The organism is Microbacterium sp. 77mftsu3.1, from assembly GCF_900100525.1.
Taxonomy (GTDB): Bacteria; Actinomycetota; Actinomycetes; order Actinomycetales; family Microbacteriaceae; genus Microbacterium; species Microbacterium aquilitoris.
In genome coordinates, this window is the sequence record NZ_FNCR01000001.1 from 758,140 (window position 1) to 770,171 (window position 12,032).

9 protein-coding genes are annotated in these 12,032 nt (G+C 69.3%); 4 read left to right on the top strand and 5 right to left on the bottom strand.

Annotated features, from left to right (window positions below; translation table 11 throughout):
• Positions 1-48: 48 nt before the first annotated feature.
• The gene (locus tag BLR68_RS03900; protein ID WP_018188733.1) at positions 49-369 is read right to left on the bottom strand and encodes a WhiB family transcriptional regulator; all 321 of its coding nucleotides are present in this window, start codon (positions 367-369) and stop codon (positions 49-51) included.
• Between the two features lie 141 nt (positions 370-510).
• Positions 511-1,653 carry a mannose-6-phosphate isomerase, class I gene (manA, locus tag BLR68_RS03905; protein WP_018188734.1) on the bottom strand — a complete coding sequence of 381 codons (1,143 nt, stop codon included), beginning with the start codon at positions 1,651-1,653 and terminating at the stop codon, positions 511-513.
• Between the two features lie 59 nt (positions 1,654-1,712).
• On the opposite strand from manA, the gene BLR68_RS03910 reads away from it, so the two are divergent.
• From BLR68_RS03910 to BLR68_RS03925, 4 genes are all read left to right on the top strand, one after another.
• Positions 1,713-3,113, top strand: a complete 1,401-nt coding sequence (locus BLR68_RS03910) for an O-antigen ligase family protein (RefSeq protein ID WP_018188735.1) — start codon at positions 1,713-1,715, stop codon at positions 3,111-3,113.
• Positions 3,110-4,429 carry a hypothetical protein gene (locus BLR68_RS03915; RefSeq protein WP_018188736.1) on the top strand — a complete coding sequence of 440 codons (1,320 nt, stop codon included), beginning with the start codon at positions 3,110-3,112 and terminating at the stop codon, positions 4,427-4,429. Before BLR68_RS03910 ends, BLR68_RS03915 begins: the two co-directional genes overlap by 4 nt.
• 38 nt (positions 4,430-4,467) lie before the next feature.
• Positions 4,468-6,852, top strand: a complete 2,385-nt coding sequence (locus BLR68_RS03920; RefSeq protein ID WP_026303041.1) for a CDP-glycerol glycerophosphotransferase family protein — start codon at positions 4,468-4,470, stop codon at positions 6,850-6,852.
• Between the two features lie 74 nt (positions 6,853-6,926).
• On the top strand, positions 6,927-8,321 hold the full coding sequence (locus BLR68_RS03925) for a bifunctional cytidylyltransferase/SDR family oxidoreductase (RefSeq protein ID WP_018188738.1): 1,395 nt from the start codon (positions 6,927-6,929) through the stop codon (positions 8,319-8,321).
• A 30-nt stretch (positions 8,322-8,351) separates the two neighbouring features.
• On the opposite strand, the gene BLR68_RS03930 is transcribed toward BLR68_RS03925, so the two are convergent.
• Genes BLR68_RS03930 through BLR68_RS03940 form a run of 3 tightly spaced genes read right to left on the bottom strand, consistent with a single transcriptional unit; the run spans position 8,352 to position 11,991 of the window.
• Positions 8,352-9,065 carry an IspD/TarI family cytidylyltransferase gene (locus BLR68_RS03930; RefSeq protein ID WP_018188739.1) on the bottom strand — a complete coding sequence of 238 codons (714 nt, stop codon included), beginning with the start codon at positions 9,063-9,065 and terminating at the stop codon, positions 8,352-8,354.
• The gene (locus BLR68_RS03935) at positions 9,062-10,873 is read right to left on the bottom strand and encodes a CDP-glycerol glycerophosphotransferase family protein (RefSeq protein WP_018188740.1); all 1,812 of its coding nucleotides are present in this window, start codon (positions 10,871-10,873) and stop codon (positions 9,062-9,064) included. Before BLR68_RS03935 ends, BLR68_RS03930 begins: the two co-directional genes overlap by 4 nt.
• The gene (locus tag BLR68_RS03940; RefSeq protein WP_256335308.1) at positions 10,870-11,991 is read right to left on the bottom strand and encodes an NAD-dependent epimerase/dehydratase family protein; all 1,122 of its coding nucleotides are present in this window, start codon (positions 11,989-11,991) and stop codon (positions 10,870-10,872) included. Before BLR68_RS03940 ends, BLR68_RS03935 begins: the two co-directional genes overlap by 4 nt.
• Between the last annotated feature and the right edge of the window lie 41 nt (positions 11,992-12,032).

Consider the following 12,032-nt stretch of genomic DNA (forward strand, 5'->3'; position numbering starts at 1 on the left):
CGCGACTCGGGCGACGCGGGGAGGACGGGCGGGGTGGCGCGGATCGCGTCAGGAAGCGCGCCGCTTGAGCTTGCGTCGCTCGCGCTCGCTCAAACCGCCCCAGATGCCGAAGCGCTCGTCGTTCTGGAGGGCGTATTCGAGGCATTCGCCTCGGACGTCGCACGAGGTGCAGATGCGCTTCGCGTCACGCGTCGATCCGCCCTTCTCCGGGAAGAAGGCCTCCGGATCCGTCTGTGCGCACAGGGCGTCGGCCTGCCATGCCAGCGCGGTGTCCTCGTCGGTGTCGACGCGGCGACGGACGCCGGGGACACCGAGGTTCACCGGATCGACGAACCAATTCTCGGGAACGCCGGAACGGTAACCCGTCATCTTGCTCTCCCACCTGTAGACACTCGCCGCGGTGCGGCCGATGCCTAATTACACCCGTGTGATTCGCTCGGGTCAAGTCGCAGATCGTAAACCCTCAACCCGATATTGAATCTTCTTGAGGCTCCCCGGCGTGTCGCGACCTCAGCCCTGCACACCCGGCCGGGCCAGGTAGGCGACCCCGGAGCCGTCCAGCGCGAGCTCCGTCTCGTCCTGAGCGTAGGCGGCGGTCCCCGGCGTGAGATCGATGCGCCGCCCCCCGGCGGACACGATCACGCGGCCTTCGGTCGCCAGCACGATAGCGGGTCCGTCGAGCCCGACGTGCAGCGGCGTGCCGGTCGGTGCGTACCGGGCGAGGCGGAAGTCCGCGACTCCGGCGTCGAACAGCTCCCCCGCATCGGCGGGCACCGGGTCGAGCAGCGGCGCCGCGCCGGGCTCGGTGTCGACGATGCGCATGAGCTCCGGGACGTCGATGTGCTTCGGGGTCAACCCGCCGCGCAGGACGTTGTCGCTGGCCGCCATAAGTTCGACGCCGAGACCGTCCTGATACGCGTGGAGCACCCCGGCAGGGGCGAACACGGCCTCACCGGTGCGGAGCACGACGAGGTTCATGAGCAGGGCGACCACGATGCCGGCATCCCCGGGGAAATCGCGCACGACGGCCCGGAGGACATCGACCTCTTCGGCGAAGTCCGGCACGACGGCGTCGGCGAGCGCCGCGGAGACGTCCGAGACGATGTCGTCGGCGCGCCCGCTCAGCACCTCCTCGATCACGGCTCGCAGTGCATCGGCAGGGGCGGCGGCGTCCAGTGCCGCGCGAAGACGTCGGACACCGGATGCCTCGCCGAGGCCGCCGAGCAGGCGCTGCGTGTCCTCGACCGGCCGCAGCCCGACGAGGGCGCGGAACCGCTCGCTCAGGGCGACGATGATCTCGGGCTTGTGGTTGTCGTCGCGGTAGATGCGTTCGGCGGCGTCGCGGGGGACGCCGGACGCCTCCTCCGCGGCGAAGCCGGCCCGCGCCTGCTCGAGGTCCGGGTGCGCCTGGATCGACAGCGACGACGACGCCGCGAGGATCTTCAGGAGGAACGGGAGCGGCGGCGCCCCGGCATCCGTCCTCGCCTGCATCAGCGAGCGGCCGTCACCGAGGACGGCGGGACTGCCCGGGTGGTCGCCGAACCAGACCTCGGCCTCGGGCGCTCCGCTGGGGGTCCGCCCCTGGAGGGACGGGATGGCGGTGGGGGAACCCCACGCGTAGTCACGGGGTTCGTTCGAGAGCGTCTCCAGCACGCGAACAGCCTAGGGCGTGGGGCGGAACGCACGGGGCCGCGCGATACCCTTCTGTCACCATGGCCGTCCACTCCTCGCACCCGGTCTCGGCGCCCCCGGCAGCCCCGCCGCGTGAGCGGACGAGCCACATCCTGCTGCGCGGCTGGTGCATCGTCCTGCTGGTCGTCACCCTGTCGGGGACTGCCCTGCCGCTCGCCTTCGGAGTCGGCGTCGCCGCCGCCATCGGCGTCGCGAGCTTCCTCGTCTCGGTGACCCTCTGGCTGACGACGCGGCCGCGGGTGCAGTGGCCCCGACTCCCCTGGTACGCGCTCACCTATCTCCTGTGGGCCGTCGCCTCGACGATCTGGACCCACTGGATCAACGCGACCCTGCTGACCGTCGCGCTCCTGATCGTCACGACGGTGGGCGCCCTCTTCGTGGGGGCGGTCCTCACCTGGCGCGAGATCGTCCGCGCCCTGGCATCCGCCCTCAAGTGGATCCTCTCGCTGTCGATCCTCTTCGAACTGTGGGTGAGTCTCGTCTGGGACGGCCCGATCCTGCCGCAGTTCGTCCGCCCCGAGGGCCGGGTCGCCGACCCCATCGTGCTGTGGTCGCGCGACAACCTGTTCGACGGCGGCCGCATCCAGGGGATCTTCGGTAACTCCAACGCGCTCGCGTACGTGGCGCTCCTCGGGATCGTGGTCTTCGCCATCCGCATCGCGTCCCAGGCCCCACGTCGCCCCGTCCTGGTCCTCTGGACGCTCCTGGCCGCGTTCCTCTTCGTCCGCGCCGGATCGGCGACCGCCACCCTGTCGGCCGTCGCGGTCGTCGTCGTCCTCATCACGGTCCTCGTCATGCGGACGACCACGCGCGCCGGTGAGAGGACTCGCTACTACGTCCTCTACGGCGTCGTCGCCGTCGGCGGCCTCGTGGCGGCGTGGGCACTGCGCGACCGGGTGTTCACGGCACTCGGCCGCTCGAGCGACCTGACCGGGCGCGAATCGATCTGGCAGAAGGTCCTGGAACGCGCCGTCGAACACCCCGTGATCGGATGGGGCTTCTCGACGCCGTGGATCCCGACCGACCCCGCCTTCGACGGCTGGATCATCGACCACGGGCAGACGGTCATGCAGGCCCACAACATGTGGGTGGACGTCTTCCTGCAGCTGGGCGTCGTCGGGATCGTCCTCATCGCGGCGGCGTACGTCGCGTTCATCTGGCGTTCCTGGTTCTTCGCCGTCGACCGCCCGCGATGGGACCTCGTCGCGGACCGGCCGTACACGGCGGTCACCCTGCTGCCGACCCTCACCGGCGCCATCCTCCTCGTGCAGGGCCTCGCGGAATCGACACCCCTCCTGAACTGGGGGTGGTTCCTGCTCATCCTGTTCGCCTTCAAGATCAAGCAGGCACCGCTGGTGGGACGCGGCCCGTCCGAAGAGCGCCTCATAGGCGAACAGGGCGACAGGCCGTCCGAGCGATGAGCACCCCCCGCGCACTCCCGCGACTGTCGACCGCCCTGCAATCCACCGAGGTCGCCGCCGTCTACTCCCTCGTGACCATCGGCGCGCTCTTCTCGACGCACGCCCTGCGTCAGCTGATGGGCGACGCGGGCTACGGCGCGATCCTGACCGGGCTGTGCGTGATCGGCGCGGGGATGATGCTCGCCCGTCGGGCGGAGCTCCGGGTCATCCATCTCATCCCCACGACGCTGCTGGTCCTGCTGGCCTGGCTGCTGATCACCGTCGGGTGGTCGGGCTCACCCGAGGCGACCCTCTCCGGATGGCTCCAGCTCGCGGCGCCCACCTTCCTCGCCGTCGTCGTCGCGCAGTTCCGCGACACCCTGCAGACCGTGCGCGCCACCGGAGACGTGCTGCGGATGCTGCTCGCCGCCTCGCTCGGACTCGAGATCCTCAGCGGCATCCTCCTCAACCTCCCCATCAGGTTCCTCGGCATCGCGGGCAACATCGCCTACGGCGGCCCGATCCAGGGGATCTTCGGCACCCGCACGGCACTCGGGCTCGTGACGATCATCGCCCTGCTCACCTTCCTCGTGGAATGGCGGACCCGGTCGGTGAGCGCCGGCGTGGCGATCGGCTCCGTCGCCCTCGCCGCGACCCTCGCCGTGTTCACCGCGTCGCCCATCGTGCTCGGCATGGTGCTCATCTCGGGGACGGCCACCGGCGCCCTCGCGATCCTCCGGCGCGTCCGCCCCAGCGTCAGGCCGGTCCTTCAGTGGGTCCTGTCCGCCGTCGTCGTGGTCGGGCTCATCCTCGTCTACCTCTTCCGCCGCCCGCTCGTGTACTGGCTGAACGCCGAACCCGACTTCTTCACGCGGTCACGACTGTGGAACGTCATCCTCGACATGTCGGCACTGCGGCCGGTGCAGGGATGGGGCTGGGTCGACACCTGGCCCGACCACCTCTCCCCCTACACCTACATCCGCATCGTCACCGGCCGCTCGCACGCCTCCGCGCTCAACGCGTGGATGGATGTGCTGATCCAGGCGGGCACGGTCGGCGTCGTCCTCCTGGTCGTGTTCGTCGGTCTCGCCCTCGCCCGAGCCTGGACGTCGGCGAGCGAACGCAGGTCGACCGTCTACGTATGGCCCGCCCTCGTCATCATCGTCCTCCTGACGGACTCGATCGTGACCAGCTCGCTGCTCGGCGGCTCGGGGTGGTTCCTCCTGGTGCTCTGCGCGACGCGGGCATCGCTCGTGCGGGGGTGGCGACGCGAACGCCCGCTCGCCCCGGACGCCTCCATCTCCCCGGACGCGTTCGGGCCAGGCGCACCCGCTTAGAATCGACCGATACCCGCCACGATCCAGGAGGTTCATCCGTGCGATTGCTTCGCAGGCGTCTGCGAGGGAACGCCTTCCTGCAGAGGTGGCGGTTCGGGCTGTGGATCGCTCTCTACGCGGTCGCGTCCCGGCTCGTCCGCGTGCGGGAGGGCCGCACCCTCTTCCTGTCGGATTCCCGCACGGACTTCTCCGGCAACATCGCGTTCCTGCGCGACGAGATCCGCCGACAGCGACCCGACGCCCGCATCGTGGGGATCTTCAAAGCCGGCCTCGCCGACCGCCGTCCGCTGCGGGACTCGCTGCGCCTGCCGTGGGAGCTCGCCCGGGCGCAGACGATCGTGCTCGACGACTACTACCCGATGATCTACCCCCTTCATCTGAGGCCTGAGACCCGCCTGCTGCAGGTCTGGCACGCCGCCGGCGCGTACAAGAAGGTCGGATGGAGCCGGGCCGGCCTCCCGGGCGGACCCCTGCCCGGCTCCGTCGCGCACCGCAACTACACGGATGCGACCGTCAGCTCCGAGGCGATCCGCCCCGACTACGCCGAGGCGTTCGCGATGGATGTCGCCCGCGTGCACGCACTCGGAGTCCCCCGGACGGACGTGTTCTTCGACACCGAGCTGATCGAGCGCAGCCGTCGGGACGTACGGGCGCGGCTCGGCATCCGTCCCGACCAGCGCGTCGCGGTCTTCGCCCCCACCTTCCGCGGCAACGGGCAGCTCAGCGCCCACTACGACATCGACGCGGTCCCGTGGTCAGAGCTTCCGGACGACCTCGGCGAGGAGTGGGTCGTCCTCGTCAAGCTGCACCCCTTCGTCGCTCGCAAGGGCGCGGACATCCCCTCGCACGAGCGGATCATCGACGTCTCCGCGGAGCGCGAGCTCAACGAGCTGATGATGGCGGCCGACGTCCTCATCACCGACTACTCCTCGGCCATCTTCGAATTCTCGTTGCTCGGTCGGCCCATGGTGTTCTTCTGCCCCGACGTCGAGGTGTACGCCGCCGAACGATCGTTCTACCACCCGTTCGAGGACTACCTCGCCGGCCCGCTCGTGACCGACGGCGCCGATCTGGCGGCCGCGATCCGCGACGCCCGTGCCGGCGACGACCTCGAGGCGTTCCGCGAGCGCTTCATGTCCGCCTGCGACGGCCACTCCACCGAGCGCATCGTGCGCGAGATGATCCTCACCCCGCGTCAGGTCGACGAGCGCCCGAAGCTGCTCGACGATCCGCCCGTGCAGCCCACGCGCATCGACGGTCCCGTCGGTCGTCACCTGCTCGCCGCGCACGTGCTGCGCACCGCCCTGCGCGCCTGCTACGCACCGCTGAAGCTGCTGCCCACGCGCCGCAAGGTCGTCATGATCAGCCGCGAGCACCCCGAGGAGACCGACGACTTCATCGATCTGCGCACCGCGATCGCCGAGATGGAACCCACCGTCAGGGTCGTCTCGCTCGTCAGGATGGTGCCACCCGGACTCGTGAGAAAGCTCGGCTACGCCGCACACCTGCTCGTTCAGCTGTTCCACGTAGCGACCGCTCGGGTCCTGATCGTCGACACCTATTCGATGGTGGCGAGCATGCTGCGCCACAAGGACGACCTCGTCGTCATCCAGATCTGGCACGCCCTCGGCGCGTTCAAGAAGTTCGGACTCAGCATCCTCGGCACGGGCGAGGGGCGCGACGAGCGGCTGGCCAACGCGATGCGGATGCACGCGGGCTACGACCTCGTGCTCGCCAGCGGCGACGCGTGCCGTGAGCCCTACGCCGAGGCCTTCGGAACGGACGACAGCCGCATCGTCGTGGCCCCGCTCCCCCGGGTCGACCGGCTGCGCGACGACGAGCTGACCCGGCAGACCCGCGAGCGCATCTACCGCCGGCATCCGCACCTGCGCGGCGCGAGGATCGCGGTCTTCGCACCGACCTTCCGGATCGAGGACACCGCGATGGCCGCGCCCGACGACGTCGTCGCCGCCCTCGAGGCGGTCGGTGTGCACGTCGTCGTGAAGCTGCACCCCCTCATGACCCTGCGCGGCAGCGACGTCGACACCGCCGAAGGCTTCTCGACCCAGGAGATGCTGACCGTCGCCGACGTCTTCATCACGGACTACTCCTCGACGCTGTTCGAGGCGGCGGTGCGGGGGGTCCCCACGTACTTCCTCGCCCCCGACCTCGACGAGTACCTCGCGACCCGCGACTTCTACCTCGACTACCGGCGCGACCTGCCCGGCCCCGTCTGCACGACGGTCGACGAGCTCGCGACAGCAGTCGAAGCGGGTGCCGCGAAGGCGACGGATGCCGCAGCCTTCGCGCGTCGCTGGGTCGCCGAGTCCGAGGGGACCACCGCCCGTCCGTGCGCCGACCGGATCGCCCGCCTGGTGCTCGACCGGATCGACGGACCCGGCCGAGCCGGCGCCCTCTCATAGGAGCAGGGGCCCTCGCATAGGATGGTGCGGGCGTGTCAGCACACGTCCGCACCGACTCACGAGGAGCTCTCGCCGTGACCACACCCCGCACTGTCGCCGTCGTCCTGGCCGGTGGCATCGGAGTCCGGGTGGGCCTCGGCATCCCGAAGCAGCTCATCAAGATCGCGGGCAAGGCGATCGTCGAGCACACCCTCGAAGCCCTCGAGGGCAGTCCGCACATCGACGAGATCGTCATCATGATGAACGCGGCAGCCATCGGCGAGCTCGATCATCTGCTCGACAGCGAGCGCTTCGCGAAGCTGACCCGCATCCTCCCCGGCGGCGAGACCCGCAACGACACGACCCAGCTGGCGATCGCCGCGCTCGAGGGCGACGACACGAAGGTCCTCTTCCACGACGCCGTCCGTCCCTTCATCGACGACCGGATCATCGAGGACTGCGTGCGCGCGCTCGACACGTACGAAGCCGTCGACACCGCGATCCCCTCGGCCGACACGATCATCCAGGTGGATGCCGACCGTCTCATCACCGGCATCCCGGACCGCTCCTTGCTGCGACGGGGCCAGACGCCGCAGGCCTTCCGCCTCGGCACCATCCGCAAGGCGTACGAGATCGCGGCGACCGACCCGTCCTTCCGGGCGACGGACGACTGCGGTGTCGTCTTCGCCTACCTTCCCGAGGTCCCCATCTACGTCGTGGACGGGACCGCCGAGAACATGAAGGTCACCGAGCCGATCGACGTGCACATCGCCGACAAGCTCTTCCAGCTGCAGTCGGCGAGCCTGTCCCTCGAGAGCATGACGACCGTCCCCGACCTCTCGGGCAAGACGGTCGTGGTCTTTGGCGGCAGTTACGGCATCGGCGAGAGCATCGTCCAGCAGGCGACGGATGCCGGGGCCACCGTCCACGAGTTCAGTCGGTCCTCGACGGGGACCGACATCCGCTCCGGCAAGGCCGTCCGTGCGGCGCTCGGAGAGGCCTATCAGCGCAGCGGCCGGATCGACGTCGTCATCGTCACGGCCGGGGTCCTGCGCATCGCGCCGCTCGTCGAGAGCCGCAAGCGCGACCTCAAGGACACGATCCAGGTGAACCTCATCGCGCCGGCCATCGTGGCCCGCGAAGCCCACCCCTACCTCGCCGAGACGGGCGGACAGGTCGTCCTGTTCACGTCGAGCTCGTACACGCGCGGGCGGGCCGGCTACAGCGCCTACTCGGCGACCAAGGCCGGCGTCGTGAACCTCACGCAGGCCCTGGCCGAGGAATGGGAGCTGTCTCGGGTGCGGATCAACTGCATCAACCCGCAGCGCACGCGCACGCCGATGCGGACGCAGGCTTTCGGCGAGGAGCCCCTCGATAGCTTGCTCGACCCCGCCGATGTGGCGCGGGTCACCCTGAACGTGGCGGCATCCGATCTGACGGGTCAGATCGTGACCGTCAACGTCGCCGCGATGCGCAACGCGGCGGGCTGACCCGCCGCGTCACAGCCCGCCTCAGCGGGCTCAGCCGCCGATCTGATTGCGCTCGATGACGTCGAAGAACGCGCGGCAGATGTAGTAGTCCTCCGCCGTCGTGATCTTGATGTTCGAGCGGGGCCCGTCCACGCGGAACAGGGTGTGCCCGTAGCGTCGGAGAAGGCTGCAGGTGTCGATGGAGTCGTTCTCCCCGTCGGCGACGGCCTGGTCGTAGACGCCGAGGACGGTGTCGAGCCGGCCGCTCTGCGGCGCCTGGGCGACGTAGAGGTGGTCGCGCGGGATGACCTCGTCGACCGCGCCGTCTGCGGAGGTGATGATCGTCTCGTTGAACTTCGTGCTGGTGATCGCGGGGCCGTGGGCGCGGACGGTCTCGATGTTCGCCGAGATGACGTCCGCGTTGATGAGCGGACGCACGCCGTCGTGGAGCAGCACGACGGTGTCGGCGGGCGCCTCGTTCGCCACGGCCCGCAGCGCCCGGTGGCGCGACTCCTGGCCGGTGGCGCCGCCGTCGACGATCCAGTTCACCTTCGTGAGCTCGTACCGTGCGACCAGCCGCGCGAACCGGTCCCGCCACTCGGGCAGGATCGACACCGCGATGCGGTCGATCTCGGGGTGGTCCTGGAAGTGCTGCAGCGTGTGCACGATCAACGGAGTCCCGTGGATCTCGAGGAACTGCTTCGGCAACGTCGCCGACGACATGCGGGAACCGATCCCGCCGGCGAAAATGATGGCGATGTTCACGCGATCTCCTCTTCTGGAACGTCCTTCTCACTGGACTCTGCGGTGTTGGACGAGGACTGCGCTGTCGGCACCGGGCTCTCGGTGATCTTCTCGGTGTCGGGGTTGCCGATGATCAGCCAGTCGATGACGCGATCGGCCGCACCGGTGTCGACCCGGTCGAAGTTGAGGCGTCGGAACTCGGCGACCTTCTCCTGCTCGAACTCCCCCGTGCGGAGCGCGTCGATCACGTCGTCGAAGGTGTCCGCGACGCGACCGGGGGCGGTCTCGCCGTAGTCCCGGTGGAATCCTCGCGTCGCGGCGTAGTTCACCCGGTCGGGAGCGAAGAACAGCATGGGACGGTCGAGGAGCGAGAACTCGTAGATGATCGACGAGTAGTCGGTGATGAGCACGTCCGTCGCGTGCAGCAGGTTCAGCCCATCGGGGTAATGGGTGAAGTCGAAGAACCGGTCGCGGTACTGCTCGGGGATCTCGATCGGGTTCTTGACGAAGTGGTGCATGCGGAAGAGGACGACCGTGTCGTCGCCGCAGGCGTCGTAGAGCGCCTCGAAGTCGATCTGGCTGTAGTCGTAGAACGCGGTGTAGATCGAGCGGCCGCGGAACGTCGGCGCGAACAGCACGACCTTCTTGCCGGCGATCTGCGGGTACTCGGCGGCGAAGTCCTCGAGGAACTGGTCACGGCGCTGCGGATCGAGGAACCAGTCCACGCGCGGCAGGCCGGTCGGGATGACGGCGGCCTCTTCGATGCCGAACGCCTCGGCGTACACGTGTCGGAGGTGTTCCGACCCCGTGATGGCGAAGGTGTACTGGCGGTGCGGGTGCCACAATTTCGGCGATCCCAGATTGCCGAAACGGCTGTAGCCGACGGATTTGAATCCGCTGCCGGCGTGCCAGAGCTGGATGACCTTGGTCCGTGGATCCATGCGCAGGCTCTTGAGGATGCCGAAGTAGTCGTCGAGCAGGACGATCTCGCTGGTCGCCAGCAGGTAGATGATCCGAAGGGTCGTCCCCCACCCACCCGAACGGGGGAGCCGGAACGAGTACTTCATGTCGAAGCGGTCCTGCAGCCCGCGCTCGACGATGCGCTCCTGCACGCGCCGGAGATTGCCCTCGATCCGGACGCGCTGGTCGGAGGCGAAGAGGATGCGGCCGGGCTTGACCCCGACGGTGCGCGTGATGGCCTGGTAGATCAGCCCGGCGTAGCGCTGCTTCGAGGGCGCACCGAGCAGCAGGGCCTTGAGCCGCTTGATCGGCCGGAATTTCTTCGGCTTCGGACGGGAGCGGAACAGGTGGTAGCTCCGCATGAGGAAATCGAGGCGCTCGAGGTCGACCGAGTTCTCCGCTATGCCGAACGACACGGTCGTGACGGCGCGGTTGCCGTCGTACAGGAAGACCCGTGAGCCTTCGTCGAGTTCGCGCAGGGATCGTCCGTCGAAACGGGCGGGCGCGACGCGCTCACCGTGGGCGAACATCACGATCCGCCAGGTGCCGTTGGGGATCGCCTGCCGGTCGCGGAACGTCGGGACGTCGACGTGCAGCTCGAACGAGCCGGGGGCCACCTCTGTGAACGGCACGGGGATGCGACGCCTGCCGTCGATGAGGCGGAAGTCGACGGCGGGCGGCGGGATCTCGCCCCACTCGGGCTCGAGGGGGGTCCACGGTCCGACCTGCTCGACGCTGAGGCGGATGGTGAGCTTGGCGCGCTCCCAGCTCAGCGAGTCGACCGTCACGTCGAACGGCGGCCGCGGTCGCACGACCTGCTCCGCCTCGACGGGTTCCACGGATGCCGCGGGCACAGCTGCGTCGGTCACGACCGGTTCCCCTCTCCGCGCTCCTCGTGCCATGCGATGGTGCGGTCCAGGCCGCGGCCGAGTCCCACGTGGGGCGCCCAGCCGAGGCTGCGGAGGCGGGTGTCGTCGAGCCCTTGACCCTTCACCGAGTTGTAGCGACTGTGGTCGACGCCCTCGGCGAAGCGCACCGTGAGGTCCTTGTCGGGCCGTGCCCGGGTGAACGCCTCGGCCAGTTCCCGGATGCTGATGAAGCCGTCGCGGTCGGAGACGTTGTAGGCGGTGTCCTCGCCCTGGAGGATCGCAGCGAACATCCCCGAGACGGCGTCGGCAAGGTACGTGTATGTGCGCCGCGCACTGCCGTCGCTGTTGAGCGTGATGTCCCGACCCGCGAGCACGTCGGCGGTGAAGTCGGCCTGGACGCGTCCGTCGTCGAGGGCCATCCCGGGCCCGTAGATGTGGCCGAAGCGCGCGATCGTGATGGGGACGCCGTGCTGCGCGTGGTAGCTCACCGCGATCGTCTCGGCGGCCCGCTTGCCTTCGGTGTACGAGGCGCGCGGGTTGAGGATGTCGACTGAGCCGTACTCGTCCTCGGCGACGAGCGAACCGTCGGACACCCGCTGGCCGTAGACCTCCGCGGACGACATCAGCACGAAGCGCGCTCCCGGCGACGCGACGCAGAGGTCGAGGAGCCCGAATGTGCCGGTGACGTTGGCGCGGATGGTGTCGACCGGGCTCGCGGCGTGGAGCGACGGCCGAGCCGGCGACGCGCCGTGGATGACGAGGTCGACGGGGCGGTCGATCTCGATCGCGTGGCGGACGTCACCGCGGACGAAGAGGAGATCTTCGCGGTCGGCGGCGTCCGCGAACTGACGGCGGGCCCTGTCGACGTCGCGGACGAGGGCGAGGACCGTGATCCCGGCATCCCGCACATCGTTGAGACCGAGGAGCGTGTAGACGGCGTAGGCGGGGATCATCCCGGCCGCGCCGGTCACGAGCACCGTTTTACCCGCGAGATCGTCCCACGGGAGGGGCTGCCCGATGATCTCGGCGACGTCGCCGTCGATGGTCGCACTCCCGGTCACGTGAGGAACCGGCGCGTGGGGTGTCGGTTCGCCGCCACGGGCTGTCTGTTCAGGCATTTTGCCGATTCTACGTCACCGGGCCTGCGAGGCCCTGAGCG

Coding starts and splice junctions, on each gene's coding strand:
- BLR68_RS03900 (WP_018188733.1), bottom strand. CDS start 369: ATGACGGGTTACCGTTCCGGCGTTCCCGAGAATTGGTTCGTCGATCCG.
- BLR68_RS03910 (WP_018188735.1), top strand. CDS start 1,713: ATGGCCGTCCACTCCTCGCACCCGGTCTCGGCGCCCCCGGCAGCCCCG.
- BLR68_RS03915 (WP_018188736.1), top strand. CDS start 3,110: ATGAGCACCCCCCGCGCACTCCCGCGACTGTCGACCGCCCTGCAATCC.
- BLR68_RS03940 (WP_256335308.1), bottom strand. CDS start 11,991: ATGCCTGAACAGACAGCCCGTGGCGGCGAACCGACACCCCACGCGCCG.